2 protein-coding genes (1 of these 2 only partly in view) are annotated in these 20,336 nt (G+C 64.2%); both read left to right on the top strand.

The annotated features are described in order from the left end of the window. Positions 1–7,275 carry the 3' end of a non-ribosomal peptide synthase/polyketide synthase gene (locus LOY35_RS16310; RefSeq protein WP_408981159.1) on the top strand. The gene continues 17,094 nt to the left of window position 1, outside the view, so the window shows 7,275 of its 24,369 coding nt (coding positions 17,095–24,369); its start codon lies off the left edge, out of view; it ends in the stop codon at positions 7,273–7,275. Next, positions 7,272–20,336 carry a non-ribosomal peptide synthetase gene (locus LOY35_RS16305; protein ID WP_258624804.1) on the top strand — a complete coding sequence of 4,355 codons (13,065 nt, stop codon included), beginning with the start codon at positions 7,272–7,274 and terminating at the stop codon, positions 20,334–20,336. The genes LOY35_RS16310 and LOY35_RS16305 overlap by 4 nt, the downstream gene beginning before the upstream one ends.

Below are 20,336 nucleotides of genomic sequence, written 5' to 3'. Positions count from 1 at the left end.
GATGCGAATCAGCAACCCGTGCCAGTCGGCGTGGCGGGTGAGCTGTACATCGGTGGCGATGGCGTGGCCCTCGGCTATCTGAACCGTCCGGAACTGACCGCCGAGAAGTTCGTCGCCGACCCGTTCAGCGCCGATCCGGCGGCCTTGCTCTACCGCACCGGCGACCTGGCGCGCTGGCGTACCGACGGAACCGTGGATTATCTGGGCCGTAACGACGACCAGGTGAAGATCCGTGGTTTCCGGATCGAGCTGGGCGAGATCGAGGTCTGTCTGGGCCAGTGTGCCGGCGTGAAGGACGCCGTGGTGCTGGCGCGACAGGACGACAACGGTCCTAAACGTCTGGTGGGTTACGTGATTCCCGAAGCGGGCGCCACCCTGTCGGTTCACGACCTGCACAGCCAGTTGGTAAGCACGTTGGCCGAGTACATGGTCCCCAGCGCCTTCGTGGTGCTGCCATCCTTCCCGCTGACCGCCAACGGCAAGCTGGACCGTCGTGCCTTGCCGGCGCCGGACGCGGACGCTTACGCCAGCCGTGAATACGCAGCCCCGCAAGGCGAGATCGAAACCACCCTGGCCCAACTGTGGGCCGAGGTGCTCAAGGTCGAGCAGGTCGGTCGCCACGATCACTTCTTCGAGCTGGGCGGGCACTCGTTGCTGGCGGTGACGCTGATCGAACGCATGCGTCAGGCCGGCCTGAGTGCCGACGTGCGCGTCCTGTTCAGCCAGCCGACCCTGGCGGCGTTGGCGGAGGCGGTGGGCAGCGGCAAGGAAATCACTGTTCCGCAAAACCTGATTCCGCTGGATTGCGAACACATCACCCCGGCCATGTTGCCGCTGATGACCCTTGACCAACAGACGATCGACCGAATCGTCGCCACCGTTCCGGGTGGTGCTGCCAACGTTCAGGACATCTACCCGCTGGCGCCGTTGCAGGAAGGCATTCTCTATCACCACTTGACCGCCGAGCAGGGCGATCCCTATGTGCTGCAATCGCAGTTCGCCTTCGACAACCGCGAGCGTCTCGACGCATTCGTCGAGGCCTTGCAGGTGGTCATCGACCGCCACGACATCCTGCGCACCAGCGTGGCCTGGGAAGGCCTGGACGAACCGCTGCAGATGGTCTGGCGCAAGGTGCTGCTTGAGCCGCAACGCTTCGAAGCCGATGTCACGGCCGGCGATGTCGCCACGCAATTGGCGAGCCGCTTCGATGCGCGCCACTATCGCCTGGACCTGCGCCGTGCACCGATGCTGCAACTGATCTACGCCCGGGACGAGGCCCAGGACCGTTGGGTGGCGATCCTGCTGTTCCATCACATCGCGCTGGACCACACCGCGTTGGAGGTGGTGAACCACGAGATGCAGCTTTATCTGATGGGCCAGGCTGGGCAGTTGACGGAGGCGGCGCCTTATCGCAATTACGTGGCCCAGGCACGCCTGGGGGCGAGCGAGGCGGAGCACGAGGCGTTCTTCCGCAAGATGCTCGGTGATGTCGATGAACCCACGTTGCCCTTCGGGCTCGCCAAGGTGCGAGGTGATGGTAACGGTATCGAGGAGGTGACAGAGGCGGTCGACGAGAGCTTGAGCCAGCGCCTGCGCATCCGGGCCCGGTTGCTGGGGGTGAGCGCCGCGAGCCTGGTGCATCTGGCCTGGGCGCAGGTTCTGGCCTTGGCGTCCGGCCAGTCCAGGGTGGTGTTCGGCACGGTGTTGTTGGGCCGGATGCAGGGCGGTGAAGGCGCCGACCGGGCATTGGGCATGTTCATCAACACCCTGCCGATCCGGGTGCAGGTGGACGGGCAAGGCGTGCGCGAGGCCGTCAGGACGACCCATGCGCGGCTGACCGGGCTGTTGGCCCACGAGCATGCCTCGCTGGCATTGGCCCAGCGGTGCAGCGGCGTGGCCTCACCGACGCCTCTGTTCAGCGCACTGTTGAACTACCGGCACAGTTCGGTGGAGATGACGGATGAAGGGCTGTCGGCCTGGGATGGCATGCAGATGCTGTCCAGTGAAGAGCGTACCAACTATCCGCTGACCCTGAACGTCGATGACCTCGGCACAGGCTTCAGCCTGACGGTCCAGGTGGACGCGCAACTCGATGCCCAACGCCTCTGTGGCTACATGCAGAAGGCGCTTCGCAGCCTGGTGGAGGCCTTGGAAGAGGCGCCGCAGACACCGGTGCAGAGTCTGGCGGTGATGCCAGCGGCCGAGCGTCGGCAGTTGCTCGACGACTGGAATACGACGGGCCAGGCGCATGCCCATGACGTACTGCTGCATGCCCGGTTCGAAGCCTGGGCGGCGGCGAACCCCGAAGCGCCGGCTCTGGTCTTCGAAGAGCAGGTGCTGACCTACGGCGAACTCAACGCCCGGGCGAATCAGCTTGCCCATCGCTTGGTGTCACTGGGTATCCGCCCGGATGATCGCGTGGCGATCTGCGTCGAGCGCGGGCTGGACATGATCGTGGGGCTACTGGGCATCCTGAAATCCGGTGCCGGCTACGTGCCGGTCGATCCGGCCTATCCGGCGGAGCGCATCACCTACTTGCTTGAAGACAGCGCGCCGGTGGCGATTGTGATGCACACCGCGACACGGGACCTGCTAGTCGAGGGGGCGGTTCGGATAGTCGACCTGAATGATCCCGGGCTGCATAGCCAACCTGAGGTCAATCCGCATGTGCCAGGGCTGACGTCGCACCACCTGGCCTATGTGATCTACACCTCGGGCTCCACTGGGCAGCCCAAGGGCGTGATGGTCGAGCACCGCAACGTGGCGCGCCTGTTCTCGGCCACGCAATCGTGGTTCGAGTTTGGCCCGCGGGATGTCTGGGCGTTGTTCCATTCGTTTGCCTTCGACTTCTCGGTCTGGGAAATCTGGGGTGCTTTGCTCCATGGCGGGCGATTGCTGGTGGTGCCGCAACTGGTCAGCCGTTCTCCCCAGGACTGCTACGCGTTGTTGTGCGAATCGGGGGTCACCGTGCTCAACCAGACCCCAAGCGCGTTCCGCCAGTTGATCGCGGCCCAGGGCGAGAGCGATCTGAGCCACAGCTTGCGCCAGGTGATTTTTGGCGGTGAAGCACTGGAAACCGGGATCCTCAAACCGTGGTATGCCCGCGAGGCCAATACCGGTACGCAACTGGTGAATATGTACGGCATCACCGAAACCACCGTGCACGTGACCTACCATGCGCTGGAGGCCGCGGATGCCCAACGGGTTGGCGTCAGCCCCATTGGCAAGCGCATTCCAGACCTGCAACTGTACGTACTCGATGTCCGGCGCGAGCCGGTGCCGGTTGGTGTGGTCGGTGAAATCCATGTCGGCGGCGCCGGTGTCAGTCGTGGCTACCTGAACCGCGCCGAGCTGACCGCCGAGCGCTTCCTCGATAACCCTTTCAGCGCCGAGCCGAACGCACGGATGTACAAGACCGGCGATCTGGGACGCTGGCTGGCCGACGGCAGCCTGGAGTATCTGGGACGCAACGACGACCAGGTGAAGATCCGCGGTTTCCGTATCGAGTTGGGAGAAGTCGAGGCGACCCTGGCCGATTGCGAAGGAGTCCGCGAAGCGGTGGTCATTACCCGGGAAGACCAACCGGGCGACAAACGCCTGGTGGCTTATGTCATCGCCATGGCGGATGTACAACTCACCGCCGCTGATCTGCGCCTGCGCCTGCTCGGCACTCTGGCCGAGCACATGGTGCCGAGCGCCTTTGTGTTGCTGGACGCTTTCCCGCTGACCAGCCACGGCAAACTCGACCGCAAGGCGTTGCCGGTGCCCGATCAGTCCTCGGTGGTGAGCCGCGGCTACGAGGCCCCTCAAGGCGCGGTCGAGAGCGCCATTGCCGGGATCTGGCAAGACCTGCTCCAGCTCGAGCAGGTGGGGCGCCAGGACAACTTCTTTGAACTGGGCGGCCATTCGTTGCTGGCGGTGAAACTGATCGAGCGTATGCGTCAGATCGATCTGGCCGCCGACGTCCGGGTGCTATTCGGCCAGCCAACGCTGGCAGCGCTGGCCGCGGCGGTAAGCGGTGCCCGCGAAGTAACGGTACCGGCCAATGGTATTCCCGATGGTTGCACCCGTATCACTCCCGATATGCTGCCGTTGGCCGACCTGGATCAACAGGCGGTCGACGGACTGGTTGCAAGAGTACCCGGTGGCGCCAGCAACGTGCAGGACATCTACCCGTTGGCGCCGTTGCAGGAAGGCATTCTCTACCACCATCTCGCTGCCGTGCAGGGCGATCCCTACCTTCAGTACATGACGTTTGCGTTCGATACCTTCAGCCGTCTCGAAGCTTTCACCCAGGCGCTGCAGGTTGTCGTCGCACGGCATGACATCTTGCGCACGGCCGTGTTCTGGGAGGGGCTGGCCGAGCCTGTGCAGGTGGTCCTGCGGCAAGCGCAACTGGATGTCGAACCGGTGCTGCTGGACCCGACAGCCGGGGACATCGCCGGGCAACTGCATGAGCGCTTCGATCCACGTCATTACCGCCTGGACATCCGTCAGGCACCGATGATGCGGGTTGCTTATGCCCAGGACCCGGCGAACCAGCGCTGGGTGGGCATCCTGCTGTTCCATCACCTGGTGGACGATGCCACTTCGCTGGGGGTGCTGGCCGCGGAAATCGAGGCGCACATGCTCGGTCAGGCGCAACATCTGCCCGCGTCGGTACCTTATCGCAACTATGTGGCGCAGGCACGTCTGGGCGTGAGTCGCGAGGCCCATGAAGCGTTTTTCCGTGACATGCTCAGTGACGTCGACGAACCGACACTGCCGTTCGGCTTGCTGGATGTGCAGGGTGACGGCAGTGGTATCGAAGAGGTGCGCCAGGACGTCAGCGCGGACCTGTCACGGCGTCTGCGCAGCCAGGCCCGTCAGTTGGGTGTGAGCCCCGCCAGCCTGTATCACCTGGTCTGGGCGCAGGTGCTGGGCGCGGTGTCGGGACGGGACGACGTGGTGTTTGGCACCGTGCTGGTCGGGCGGATGCAGGGGGGCGAGGGGGCCGACCGGGCCCTGGGAATGTTCATCAACACTTTGCCTTTGCGGGTGAGCCTGGGACAGGTCGGGGTGCGTGCCGGGGTCAAGGCGACCCATGCCCGCCTGACCGCGCTGCTGGGCCATGAGCATGCTTCGCTGGTGCTGGCCCAGCGCTGCAGCAGCGTGGAAGCACCCATGCCGCTGTTCAGTGCCTTGCTCAACTATCGCCACACCGCCACGGTCGCTTCGACCGAGGCGCTGACGGCCTGGAGCGGTATCGAACTGCTTGGCGGTGAAGAACGGACCAACTATCCGTTGACCCTGTCGGTCGACGATCAGGGCGCGGGGTTCAGCTTCAGCATCATGACCCCGGCGCGGATTGGCGCTCAGCGTCTGTGCGGCTATGTACAACAGGCGTTGCACAACCTCATATGGATGCTCGAGCAGACCCCCGAGGCGCCGCTGCACCAACTGGCGATCCTGCCGACGGAAGAGTCCGAGCAACTGCTGGAGACGTTCAACGCGACGCAAGTCGACTACCCGGAAGAGCCGATTTTCCACCGCGCCTTCGAAGCCCAGGTGGAGCGCACGCCGCAAGCCCTGGCGGTTCAGCAGGGTGGGCAGCAGCTGAGCTATCGCGAGCTCAATGCGCGTGCCAACCAGTTGGCGCATTACCTGCTTGAGCAGGGTGTGAAGCCGGATTCGCGCGTGGCGATCTGTGTCGAGCGCAGCGTCGACATGGTCGTGGGGCTGCTGGCGATCCTCAAGGCGGGCGGCAGCTATGTGCCACTGGACCCGGCCTACCCGCTGGATCGGATCGCCTACATGCTGGAGGACAGCGCGCCTGCAGCAGTGCTGGCGGAAGCCGGCACCTGTGGGCTGCTGACAGAGGCCGCGATTCCGCTCATTGCCGTCGACGGCGATGCCTGGTTGGACCGGCCGACGGGCAACCCGTCCGTGACGGACCTGACCCCGGCTCACTTGGCGTATGTGATCTACACCTCGGGTTCCACCGGCAAGCCGAAGGGGGTGATGGTCGAACACCGCAACCTGACCAACCTGCTGTGGGCGATGCGCGACACCCTGGCTGTCGCGCCGACCGATCGCGTGCTGGCACTGACCACCCTGGGCTTCGACATTGCTGGCCTGGAGCTGTACCTGCCGCTGGTCTGCGGTGCGGGCGTGGTGTTGGCGACCCGCGACCAGGGGCGCGACGGTCGATCCCTGGCCGAGCTGGTCGCCCACCATGGCGTCACCGTTGCCCAGGCCACCCCGGCGAGCTGGCGCATGTTGCTGGAGTCGGGTTGGCTGGGGGATCAGCAACTGACCGCGTTGTGCGGCGGTGAAGCGTTGCCCGCTGAGCTGGCCCAACGCCTGGGTGCCCGGGTCAAGACGCTGTTCAACGTCTACGGCCCTACCGAAACGACGATCTGGTCATCGTCCACCCCGGTTGAAGACCCGGAGTCGGACGGCGGCCCGGTCAGTATCGGTCGGCCCATAGCCAATACCCGGCTCTACCTGCTCGACGCTCACGGCAAGCCTGTACCGGTGGGCGTAGCGGGCGAACTCTACATCAGTGGCGCGGGGGTGGCGCGGGGGTACTTGAACCGCGATGAGCTCACCGCCGAACGCTTCCTCTGCGATCCGTTCAGTGATGTTGCGAACGCCCGTATGTACCGCACGGGTGACCTCGGCCGCTATCTGCCGGATGGCAGGGTCGAATACCTGGGCCGCAACGATGACCAGGTGAAGATCCGTGGCTTCCGCATCGAGTTGGGCGAGATCGAAGCCAGGCTGGCCCAGCATGCAGGCGTGAAGGATGCCGTGGTACTGGTGCGCGAAGACATGCCGGGGGAAAAACGTCTGGTGGCCTACTTCACACAGCATGATCCAGACGCGGCGGTGAACATCGAAACCCTGCGCATGCACCTGCAATCCAGGCTGCCGGGCTACATGGTCCCGTCAGCCTACGTGCGCCTCGACCTGCTGCCGTTGACCCCCAACGGCAAACTCGATCGCAAGGCCTTGCCGGCACCGGACCTGGCGAGCGTCATCCGCCGCGGTTACGAAGCCCCGGTGGGCGACACCGAAATCACGTTGGCCCAACTGTGGGCTGAAATTCTCAATGTGGAACGCGTTGGCCGCCACGATGACTTCTTCGAGCTGGGTGGGCACTCCTTACTGGCTGTCAGCCTGATGGAGCGGATGCGCCAGGAGGGCATGGAAGCGGATGTGCGGACACTGTTCGAGCAGCCGACGCTCTCGGATTACGCGGCAATGACAGAAAAAATGGAGATTGTCCTGTGAACGTGATCGAACTGTTGGCGACCCTGAAGGAAAAAGACGTACAGCTTTCGGTCAAGGGCGATCAGCTCGTGGTGCGGGGCCGGAAGCAGTCGTTGAGCGAGCCGGCGGTCCTGGCCTTGCTGCGCGAGCACAAAGCTGCGCTGATCGAGCTGATCCAGGCCGGGCAATACGACGCCGGCCAGACCGGAAACGTCGAGATCCCCGCCAATACCATCCCCGCCGGCTGCACGCGGATTACCCCGCAGATGCTGCCGCTGGTGACGCTGGACCAGGTGGCCATCGATCGCATCATCGCGACGGTGCCCGGCGGCGCCGCCAACGTGCAGGACATCTACCCGCTGGCACCCTTGCAGGAAGGCATTCTGTACCATCACCTGACCGCCGCCCGTGGCGATTCCTACGTCTTGCAGGCCCGCTTCAGCTTCGACCGGCGCGAGCGCCTGACGGACTTCGTCGAGGCTTTGCAGAGCGTGGTCGATCGCCACGACATCCTGCGTAGCGCGGTCGTGCGCGAGGGATTGGAGGAGCCGGTCCAAGTGGTCTGGCGCCAGGCTCGAGTGGGCGTCAGGGACCTTGGCGACTCGCTCGGCGAGGGCGATGTCATGGCGCAGTTGCAGGCCCGTTTCGATCCCCGTCAGTACCGCCTGGATATCAGTCAGGCACCGTTGCTGCTGCTCGTCTTCGCCGAAGACGTGGCCAATCAGCGTTGGGTAGCCTTGCTGCTGTTCCATCATATGGTCCTCGACCATACCGGGCTGGCCATCGTGCAGCATGAAATGCAGGCCTGGCTGACCGGGCAGGGCGGCCAACTTGAGCCTGCCGTCCCTTACCGGAACTATGTGGCGCGCACCCGGCAGGCCGCCCAGCGTCAGGCCGATGAGGCCTTCTTCGTCAAGATGCTTGGCGATGTCGATGAGCCGACGCTGCCATTCGGTCAGCAGGATGTGCTGGGCGACGGCAGCGCCATCGAGGAGAGCCATCGACCGCTGGCGCCTGAACTCAGCCGACGCCTGCGTGGGCAGGCCCGCCAACTCGGGGTCAGCGCGGCGAGTATTTTCCACCTGGCCTGGGCCCAGGTGCTGGGCTGTGTCTCGGGACGTAAAGATGTCGTGTTCGGTACCGTGATGCTTGGGCGCATGCAGGCCGGAGAGAGCCTGAGCCGGGCACTGGGCATGTTCATCAACACTCTGCCGTTGCGGGTGGACGTGGGCGCGCAGAGTGCACGCGATGGGGTAAAGAGCACCCATGGCTGGTTGAGCGCTTTGTTCGGCCACGAATATGCCTCGCTGGCCCTGGCACAACGTTGCAGTGGCGTGGCGGCACCGGCGCCGCTGTTCAGCGCACTGTTGAACTACCGCCATAGCGCTGGTGCGGCCCAGGTACCCGCTCCGGAAGCGCTCCAGGCTTGGGAGGGCATTGAAACCCTGGGCGCCCAGGAAAGGACCAACTATCCGCTGATCCTGTCGGTGGACGATTTCTCCGATGACTTTGCCTTGGAGGTGCAAGCGAGCGTCCAGATCGGCGCGCAGCGGGTCGGTGCCTATATGGAAATGGCGCTGGCGAATCTGGTGGAGGCGCTGGAGCGTGCGCCTGAATCGCCATTGGCCGGCTTGCCGATTCTGCCTGCGGCGGAGCGCGAGCAACTGCTGGTGGCGTTCAACGCCACCGACGCCGGGTATCCGCTGGAGCAGACTATTCACGGGCTGTTCGAGGAACAGGTGCAGCGCACGCCGGAAGCGATGGCAGTGCTGCATGGCGATCAGCATCTGACTTATGCCGAACTGAACGAACGGGCCAACCGGTTGGCGCACTACCTGCGCGGGCAGGGCGTGCAGCCGGATTCGCGGGTGGCGATCTGTGTCGAGCGCGGTGTCGACATGGTGGTGGGGTTGCTGGCGATCCTCAAGGCGGGCGGCGGTTATGTGCCGCTGGATCCGGCGTATCCGGCGGATCGGATTGCCTACATGCTCGAGGATAGTGCACCGGCCGTCGTTTTGGCCCAGAAGGCAACCCTTGGGTTGTTGGCAGAAGCCTCGATGCCAGTGATCGACCTCGGTAGCGGGCTGTGGCAGGACGAATCCGTCCTGAATCCGTTGGTGCCTGAGCTGACTTCTGCGCATCTGGCGTATGTGATCTACACCTCGGGTTCGACCGGCCTGCCGAAAGGCGTGATGATCGAGCACCGCAATACGGTGAACTTCCTGACCTGGGCGCATCGCTCCTTTGACGCTCAAACCCTGTCGAAAACCCTGTTCTCGACCTCGCTGAACTTCGACTTGGCCGTGTACGAATGCTTCGCACCGCTGACGTCTGGCGGCAGCATCGAAGTGGTCACTAATGTACTGGAACTGCAACACGGTGAGCACGACATCACCCTGATCAACACCGTGCCGTCAGCGCTCAAGGCTCTGCTGGAGTCCGGTGGGCTGGGTGATGGCGTCGACACGGTGAACGTGGCCGGTGAAGCCCTCAAGCGCAGTCTGGTGGAAATGCTGTTCGAACAGACTTCGGTCAAGCGCCTGTGCAATCTCTATGGGCCTTCGGAAACCACGACCTATTCCAGTTGGGTCTCGATGGCTCGCGAAGATGGGTTTGCCGCGCACATCGGCAAGCCTGTGGCGAACACCCAGTTCTATTTGCTGGATGAACATAAACAACCGGTACCGCTGGGTGTTCCAGGGGAAATCTACATCGGTGGCGCCGGGGTCGCTCGCGGTTATCTGAATCGCGACGATCTAACCGCAGAGCGTTTCCTCAAGGATCCGTTCAGCAGCGCTGCAAACGCCCGGATGTACAAAACCGGCGACCTGGGTCGCTACCTGCCGGACGGCAACATCGAATACCTCGGCCGTAACGACGACCAGGTGAAGATCCGCGGTTTCCGCATCGAACTGGGTGAGATCGAAGCCAAACTCGCCCAGCATGAGGCCGTGAAAGAAGCGGTGGTGCAGGCCCGCGAGGACGTGCCGGGTGGCAAGCGTCTGGTGGCTTACTTCACTGAATCGGCAACGGTGGACATCGAAACCCTGCGCAGTTATCTGCAAGCGCAACTACCTGAATACATGGTCCCCGTGGCGTATGTGCGTCTCGACGCCATGCCGCTGACCCCCAACGGCAAACTCGACCGCAAGGCCCTGCCGGCACCGGAGCTGGACTCGGTCATTACTCGGGGTTACGAAGCCCCCCAAGGCGAAATCGAAACCACCCTGGCGCAGATCTGGCAAGACCTGCTCAAGGTCGAGCGCGTCGGTCGTCACGATCACTTCTTCGAACTCGGCGGCCACTCCCTGCTGGCTGTCAGCCTGATCGAACGGATGCGTCAGGTCGGCCTGAGCGCCGACGTGCGCGTGCTGTTCGGTCAGCCAACCCTGGCCGCACTGGCGGCAGCGGTGGGTAACGGCAGCGAAATCGTGGTACCGGCCAATGGTATCCCGCTCGACTGTACGCGTATCACACCCGACATGCTGACGCTGACCCACCTGGACCAGGACGCCATTGAGCATATCGCGTCGATGGTTCCAGGTGGCATGGGCAACATACAGGACATCTACCCGCTGGCGCCGTTGCAGGAAGGCATCCTCTATCACCATCTGGCCGCCGAACAGGGCGACCCTTACGTGTTGCAATCGCAATTCGCTTTCGACAGCCGCGAGCGTCTGGACGGGTTCATCGAGGCGTTGCAAGTGGTGATCGATCGCCACGACATCCTGCGGACCGCTATCGTCTGGGAAGGCCTCGACGAACCTCAGCAAGTGGTCTGGCGCGAAGCACGTCTGGGGGTGGAGGCGTTCGTTGCGGATCCGCAGGCCGGCGCCGTCACCGCGCAAATGCACCGTCGCTTCGATGCCCGGCACTATGCCTTGGACCTGACCCAGGCGCCGCTGATGCGCCTGGCGTTCGCCGAAGACCCGTCCAACCAGCGCTGGATCGCGATGTTGCTGTTCCACCACATCGCCCTCGACCATGCGGCAATGAAAGTGGTGCAGCGTGAAATGCTGGCGCACCTGCAAGGCCAGTCCGGGCAGTTGGACACCCCCGCGCCGTATCGCAACTATGTGGCCCAGGCTTGCCTGGGGGTGAGTCGTGAGGAGCATGAAAGCTTCTTCCGCGAAATGCTTGCTGACGTCGACGAGCCGACACTGCCGTTCGGTCTGCAGGACGTGCAGGGTGACGGTCACGATATCGAGACCGCTACACGGCTACTCGACAGCGACCTCAGCCGCCGTCTGCGGAGCCTGGCCCGCCATTCGGGCGTGGGCACGGCAAGCCTGCACCACCTGGCCTGGGCCCTGGTGCTGGGCCGGGTATCGGGCCGCAGCAATGTGGTGTTCGGCACGGTGTTGATGGGCCGGATGCAGGGCGGCGAGGGAGCCGATCGTGCATTGGGCATGTTCATCAATACCCTGCCGCTTCGCGTCGATGTCGATGAGCTGGACGTCAAGGCGGGCGTCAAGGCGGTTCATGCCCAACTGACAGCCCTGCTGGGGCATGAGCATGCCCCATTGGCACTGGCCCAGCGTTGCAGTGGCGTGGTTGCACCGACGCCGTTGTTCAGTGCGTTGCTGAACTACCGTAACTCCAGCGAGCAGGCGGCTGGGCAGGACACTCCGTCGGTCTGGCAGAATATCGAAATACTGGGTGGCGAATCACATACTACCTATCCGCTGACTCTCAGCGTCGATGACCTGGGGGATGGCTTCAGCCTGACGGCGCAGATCGACTCCCGGATCGGGGCCAGCCGTGTCTGCGACTACATGCAGACGGCCCTGATGAGCCTGGTGGATGCGCTGGAACAGGCGCCGCAAACCCCACTGCACGGGCTGGCGATCCTGCCCCAGGCCGAGCGCCGTCAGGTACTCGAAACCTGGAACGCGACGGACCGGGTCTATGCCGGTGCTGCGTTGATCCACCGGCAGGTCGAAGACCAGGCCAGTGCCCGGCCTGAAGCGGTGGCGGTGGTGTATGAAGGTCAGACGCTGACCTACGGCGAACTCAACGTCCGGGCGAATCGACTCGCCCACCGATTGCTGGCTCTGGGGGTCCGCCCGGATGACCGGGTGGCGATCTGTGCCGAACGAAGCCTGGAGATGATCGTCGGGCTACTGGGCGTGTTGAAATCCGGGGCGGGTTATGTCCCGGTGGACCCGGCCTATCCGGCGGAACGTATCGCCTACATGCTGCAGGACAGCGCGCCGGTGGCGGTGCTGGCGCAATCTTCCACACGCTTGCTCCTGGGCGAGGTCTTGGTACCGGTGCTGAATCTGGACCCAGACCAGAACAACGCTGCCGAAGCCGTGGCCAACCCGGAAGTGTCCGGGCTCGACGCGGGGCATCTGGTTTATGTGATCTACACCTCGGGCTCCACCGGCCAGCCCAAGGGGGTGATGGTCGAACATCGTAACTTGCGCAACCTGGTGGGCTGGCATTGCGAGGCCTTCGGGGTGCGACGCGACAGCCGCACCTCGAGTGTGGCCGGTTTCGGTTTCGACGCCGCCGCCTGGGAGGTCTGGCCGGCACTGTGCGCGGGGGCCACCTTGTTGCTGCCACCGGCCCATGCAGGCAGTGAGGATGTCGATGGGTTACTCGACTGGTGGCAGGCCCAGGCCCTGGATGTGTGCTTCCTGCCCACCCCGGTGGCTGAGTATGCCTTTGGTCGCAACCTGGGCCACCAGCGCTTGCACACCTTGCTGATCGGCGGTGATCGCCTGCGCAAGCTGCCGGTGGACGCTGCTTTCGAGCTGATCAACAACTATGGCCCCACCGAGACCACCGTGGTCGCCACCTCGGGGCGGATCGACGCCACGCAGGCGGTGCTGCATATCGGCAAGCCGGTGGGCAATACCCGGGTCTACCTGCTCGATGCCCGATTGCAACCGGTTCCTGTCGGTGCGACGGGCGAGCTGTACATCGGCGGCGCGGGGGTGGCGCGGGGTTACCTGAACCGTGAACAACTGACTGCCGAGCGCTTCGTGAGGGATCCTTTCAGTCCGGCCGAGGACGCCAGGATGTACCGCACCGGTGACCTGGGGCGCTACCTGCCGGACGGCAACATCGAGTATCAGGGGCGCAATGATGGGCAACTGAAAATCCGCGGCCAGCGCATCGAGCTGGGAGAAATCGAGTCCCGGCTCGGCGATTGTGCCGGCGTGCGGGAGGCGGTGGTCGTTGCGCTCGAGGACGCTTCGGGGGACAAACGTCTGGTGGCCTACTACACGGTGCAGGAGGGTGAGGCCCCGGCCCCGACGATCGATAGCCTGCGTGAGCAATTGCAGGTGCATTTGCCCCGGCACATGGTGCCGTCGGCCTACCTGCGCCTCGATGCGTTGCCATTGACGCCGAACGGCAAGCTTGACCGCCGCGCCTTGCCGGCCCCTGGCAGCGAGGACTATTCGGGCCGTGGTCATGAAGCGCCCGAGGGTGACACGGAAATCCGCCTGGCCGAGATCTGGCGCGAGTTGCTGGGTGTGGACCGGATCGGTCGGCATGATGATTTTTTCGAACTGGGCGGCCATTCGTTGCTGGCGATGAGGTTGATCGAACGGATGCGCCAGCTCGGTCTGGCGGTCGATGTGCGCATGCTGTTCAGCCAGCCGACATTGCAGGCTTTGGCCGCTGCGGTAGGCGGGCATCGCGAGGTGGTGGTGCCGGCCAACGCGATCATCGAAGGCTGCCAGCGGATCACTCCGGACATGTTGCCGTTGACTGCCCTGGACCAGGCGACGATCGATCGTCTGGTGGCGGGCGTGCCGGGCGGCGTGAGCAATGTCCAGGACATCTATCCGCTGGCACCGTTGCAACAAGGCATTCTCTACCACCATCTGGCTGCCGGACAGGGTGATCCCTATCTGCTGCAATCACAGTTCGCCTTCGACAGCCGCGAGCGCTTCGATGCCTTCGCCAGGGCGCTGCAGCAAGTGATCGACCGTCACGATATTCTGCGCACGTCGCTCGCCTGGGAAGGCCTCGACGAGCCGGTTCAGATTGTCTGGCGCCAGGCACCGCTGCATCTGGAAACCTTCATGCCCGATCCGGCTCGCGGTGACATCGCCAGGCAGTCCCATGAGCGCTTCAACGCCCGGCATTACCGGCTGGATCTGCGCCAGGCGCCGATGTTGCGTCTGATCGTGGCCGAGGACGCGCCCAACCAGCGTTGGGTCGCGACGCTGCTGTTCCACCATACGGTGCTGGACCACACCGCACTGGAAACCCTGGTGCATGAAATGCAGGCCCACCTGCTCGATAGGGCGCACGAGTTGGGTCCTGCGGTGCAATACCGCAACTACGTGGGGCAGGCCCTCTTGGGTGGCAGCCAAGAAGAACATGAAGCGTTCTTTCGCGAAATGCTCGGCGATATCGAGGAACCGACGTTGCCGTTCGGTCGCCAGGACGTGCAGGGCGACGGCAATGATGTGGAGGAGGTGAAACAGGCGCTGGAGGCGGGGCTGTGCCGGCGTCTGCGTGGGCAGGCGCGGCGGTTGGGTGTCAGCGCGGCGAGCGTGATGCACCTGGCCTGGGCCCAGGTACTGGGCCGCGTCAGCGGTCGCGACGAAGTGGTCTTCGGCACGGTGCTGTTGGGGCGGATGCAGGCGGGGGACGGCGCCGACCGTGCCTTGGGCATGTTCATCAATACCCTGCCGTTGCGGGTCAGCCTTGGTGAGCCGGTCGCACGTGAGTCGGTCAAGGCCATCCACAGGCGGCTCACCGAGCTGTTGGGACATGAGCACGCGCCGCTGGCGCTGGCCCAGCGTTGCAGCGGTGTGACGGCGCCGACACCGCTATTCAGTGCGTTGCTCAATTACCGTCACAGTGCCGAGACAGTGGAGGTCGGGGCTGAGGGAGTGTGGCAGGGCATCGAGGTTCTCGGTGGCGAGGAACGCACCAACTACCCGTTGTCGCTGGCAGTGGATGATGAAGGCGAAGGATTCAAGCTGGTTGTGCAGGCGATGGCCGGGATCGATGCCCGACGTATCGCGGACTACATGCAGACCACGCTCTACAGCCTGGTCAGCGCCTTGGAAAGCGCGCCCGATACTCCCTTGCATACGCTGCAAAGCCTGCCGCCGGCCGAGCTTGAGCTGTTGCTGGACACCTGGAACGCCACGCAAGTCAGCTATCCGCTGGAGCAGACGATCCATCAACTGTTCCAGGTCCAGGCGCAGGTATCACCTGATGCCGTGGCCGTCGTCTTTGGCGACCGCTCGTTGAGCTACGCCGAACTGAACGGGCAGGCCAACCGGCTCGCCCATCGCCTGCTTGCCCAGGGCGTGCGCCCGGACGATCGGGTGGCGATCTGTGTGGAGCGCGGCCCGGACATGCTGGTCGGGCTACTGGGTATTCTGAAGTCGGGCGCGGCCTACGTCCCCCTGGACCCGGCGTACCCGAACGAACGTCTGGCCTACATGCTTCACGACAGCGCGCCGCTGGCGCTGGTGGTGCACGGTGCTACCCGAGGCTTGTTGGCCGACGCCGGGTTGGAGGTCGTTGATCTCGACAGTGCCGAGGGCCAGGCTTTCTCCCTGGACAATCCGTCCGTGCCCGGACTGACTTCGGCACACCTGGCCTACGTGCTCTACACCTCGGGATCGACCGGCAGGCCGAAGGGCGTGATGGTCGAGCACCGCAATGTGGTCAACCTGTTGTGGGCGATGCGCGACACCCTGGACGTGACACCCTCCGACCGGATGCTGGCGCTGACCACCCTGGGCTTCGACATCGCCGGTCTGGAACTCTACCTGCCGCTGGTCTGCGGTGCGCAGGTGGTGCTGGCCTCCCGTGACCAGGGCCGTGACGGGCAGGTGCTGGCCCGGATGATCGCCTCCCACGGCATCACCCTGGCCCAGGCGACTCCGGCTAGCTGGCGCATGTTGCTGGAGTCGGGCTGGGAAGGCGCGCCCGGGCTGGCGGCACTGTGCGGCGGCGAAGCGCTGCCCGCCGACCTTGCCCGGCGCGTGGCGGAGCGGGTCCGGATCTTGTTCAACGTCTATGGCCCGACCGAAACGACGATCTGGTCATCGTCCATGCCGGTCGGGGCGCTGGAAGCGGATGGCGGCTCGGTCAGCATCGGCCGACCCATCGCCAATACCTGCTTCTACCTGCTCGACCACCACGGCAATCCGGTGCCTGTCGGCGTTGCGGGTGAGATCTGCATTGGCGGCGCAGGTGTGGCGCGGGGCTATATGAACCGCGCGGACCTTACCGCTGAACGCTTTGTGAAGGATCCGTTCAGTGTCCAGGCGGACGCACGGATGTACCGCACCGGCGACATCGGTCGCTACCTGCCGGACGGCCGGATCGAGTACCTGACCCGCAACGATGGGCAAGTCAAGATCCGTGGCCTGCGCATAGAACTGGGGGAAATCGAAGCAGTGCTTGCCGGTTGCCCGGGGGTGAGCGAGGCCGTGGTCATCGCGCGCGAAGACCTGCCCGGCGAGAAGCGTCTGGTCGCGTATTACCGCACCCAGGCCGACTCGTACGCACCGACGGCCGAGGCGTTGCGGGCCCTGGTGCTTGGGCAACTGCCCGAGTACATGGTGCCGGTGGCCTACGTGCGGTTGGACGCGATGCCGCAGACGCCCAACGGCAAGCTGGATCGCAAGGCGCTGCCGGCGCCGGAGTCGACGGCCGTGGGTCTGCAGGCCTATGAGGCACCTCAAGGCGATGTCGAGCTGCTGCTGGCAGACGTCTGGCAGCAACTGTTGGGCCTGGACCGGGTCGGCCGGCATGATCGGTTCTTTGAGTCGGGCGGGCATTCGCTGTTGGCGATGCGGCTGATCTCACAGGTGCGCCAGCGCCTTGGGGTAGAGCTGACACTCGGTGATCTGTTCGCTCATTCGCAATTGAGCGAGCTGGCCCTGGTGGTATCCGGCGCGGCACGCAGTACGTTGCCGTCGATCGTGCCGGTCGATCGGGATGAGCCGCTGCCGCTGTCCTTCGCCCAGCAGCGTCTGCTGTTCCTGACGCGGATCGAAGGAGCCAGCTCGGCCTATCATTTACCGGTGGCCTTGCGCCTGACGGGAGCACTGGACCGCAACGCGTTGCAGCGGGCCCTGGACCGGATCGTGGCGCGCCACGAGGCCCTGCGTACGACCTTCGTCCAGAGTCCGGAACTACCGGCGTGGCAGCGTATCGACGCCCAGGACAGTGGCTTTGCCTTGGAAACTCTCGATCTGCGCGCCGACTCCATGGCGCAGGCGTCAATGCAGGCACTGATCGAGAGTGAAGCCGGCGCGGCCTTCGACCTCGAGCGCGGGCCGCTGATCCGTGGCCGGCTGGTGCGGTTGGCGGATGACGAGCATGTGCTGATGGTGACGATGCACCACATCGTTTCGGATGGCTGGTCGATAGGGGTTCTGACCCGGGAGCTGGTCACGCTCTACAGCGCCTATCACGAGGGTCGAGATGACCCACTTCCGGCGCTGGAAGTGCAGTATGCCGACTACGCGGTCTGGCAACGCCGCTGGCTGAGTAGCGAGGTACTCAAGTGCCAGGGCGCCTGGTGGCAAGCTGCGCTGGCCGATGCGCCGGGGCTGCTGATGTTGCCCTCCGACCGTCCACGGCCGGCACACCAGAATTATGCCGGCGCAAGCCTGGCGGTGCGCTTCGATGCGGCGCTTGCCTCGGACCTCAAGGCCTTGAGCCAGCGCCATGGAACGACGCTGTACATGACCGTGCTGGCCGGTTGGGCCGCGGTGCTCGCACGGCTTTCAGGGCAGGACATGGTGGTCATCGGCTCGCCAACCGCCAACCGCAGGCGAGGGGAAGTCGAGGACCTGATTGGTTTCTTCGTCAACACCCTGGCTTTGCCCATCGACGTGTCGGGCCAGCCCAGCGTCGAGGTCCTGTTGCAGCGGGTCAAGACGCAGACGTTGGAGGCACAGGCCCACCAGGACCTGCCGTTCGAACAGGTGGTGGAACTGGTCAAACCGGTGCGCAGCCTCTCTCACAGCGCCATATTCCAGGCCATGTTGTCCTGGCAGAACACCGAGGGTGTTGAGCTTGTCCTGGGTGATCTGAAGCTCGAAGCACTGGGGGCGGCGAGGCGAACGGCGAAATTCGACCTGTCCCTTGACTTGGGCGAAGTCGACGGTTGTATCCAGGGAACATTGGAATACGCCACGGCGCTGTTCGATCAGACGACCATTGAGCGTTACCTCGGTTACCTGGAACGCATGTTGCGAGCGATGGTGGCGGATGCCGATGTGACGGTTGATGAGATTGCCTTGCTCGGTGAAACCGAGCGCCTGCAACTGGAACGGTTCAACGCCACTGAGGCTGCGTATCCGCTGGAACAGACCATTCACGGGCTGTTCGAGGAACAGGTGCAGCGCACGCCGGAGGCGGTGGCAGTGCTGCATGGCGAGCAGCGCCTGACTTATGCCGAATTGAACGAACGGGCCAACCAACTGGCGCATTACCTGCGCGGGCAGGGCGTGCAGCCGGATTCGCGGGTGGCGATCTGTGTCGAGCGCGGTGTCGACATGGTGGTGGGGTTGCTGGCGATCCTCAAGGCGGGCGGCGGTTATGTGCCGCTGGATCCGGCGTATCCGGCGGATCGGATTGCCTACATGCTCGAGGATAGTGCACCGGCCGTCGTTTTGGCCCAGAAGGCAACCCTTGGGTTGTTGGCAGAAGCCTCGATGCCAGTGATCGACCTCGGTAGCGGGCTGTGGCAGGACGAATCCGTCCTGAATCCGTTGGTGCCTGAGCTGACTTCTGCGCATCTGGCGTATGTGATCTACACCTCGGGTTCGACCGGCCTGCCGAAAGGCGTGATGATCGAGCACCGCAATACGGTGAACTTCCTGACCTGGGCGCATCGCTCCTTTGACGCTCAAACCCTGTCGAAAACCCTGTTCTCGACCTCGCTGAACTTCGACTTGGCCGTGTACGAATGCTTCGCACCACTGACGTCTGGCGGCAGCATCGAAGTGGTCACTAATGTACTGGAACTGCAACACGGTGAGCACGACATCACCCTGATCAACACCGTGCCGTCAGCGCTCAAGGCTCTGCTGGAGTCCGGTGGGCTGGGTGATGGCGTCGACACGGTCAACGTGGCCGGTGAAGCGCTCAAGCGCAGTCTGGTGGAAGCGCTGTTCGAACAGACTTCGGTCAAGCGCTTGTGCAATCTCTATGGGCCTTCGGAAACCACGACTTACTCCAGTTGGGTGTCGATGGCCCGCGAAGACGGGTTTGCCGCGCATATCGGTAAGCCTGTGGCGAATACCCAGTTCTATTTGCTGGACGAGCACCAGCAACCGGTGCCGCTGGGTGTACCGGGGGAAATCTACATCGGTGGCGCGGGTGTCGCCCGTGGTTATCTCAATCGTGATGATCTGACCGCAGAACGCTTCCTCAAGGATCCGTTCAGCAGCGCTGCAAACGCCCGGATGTACAAAACCGGCGACCTGGGTCGCTATCTGCCCGATGGCAACATCGAATACCTCGGCCGTAACGACGACCAGGTGAAGATTCGCGGTTTCCGCATCGAACTGGGTGAGATCGAAGCCAAACTCGCCCAGCATGAGGCCGTGAAAGAAGCGGTGGTGCAGGCCCGCGAGGACGTGCCGGGTGACAAACGCCTGGTCGCCTATTTCACCCAATCGCAAGCAGTGGGCATCGAAGCCCTGCGCAGCCACCTGCAAGCGCAGTTGCCGGCCTACATGGTCCCGGTGGCCTACGTACACCTCGACACACTGCCGCTGACTCCCAACGGCAAGCTCGACCGCAAGGCCCTGCCGGTACCCGCCAGTGACGCGTACTCCGTGCGTCAATACGAAGCCCCACTGGGTGACACCGAGATGAAGCTCGCAGCGTTGTGGGCCGAGTTGCTGAAGGTCGAGCGTGTCGGCCGCCATGACCATTTCTTTGAACTGGGCGGGCATTCGTTGTTGGTCGTGACGCTGATCGAACGCATGCGCAAGGAAGGCATGGAGGCTGATGTCCGTGTGCTGTTCGGCCAGCCGACGCTGGCACTGGTGGCCGCGGCGGTGGGGCAGGTGCAGCGTATCGAAGTGCCCGAGACAAAGATCCCGGCGCTCACGCGCCAGCGACGTATCTGA

This window comes from Pseudomonas sp. B21-028 (genome assembly GCF_024749045.1).
Lineage (GTDB): Bacteria > Pseudomonadota > Gammaproteobacteria > Pseudomonadales > Pseudomonadaceae > Aquipseudomonas.
This window is presented reverse-complemented; position numbering and strand designations above follow the sequence as displayed.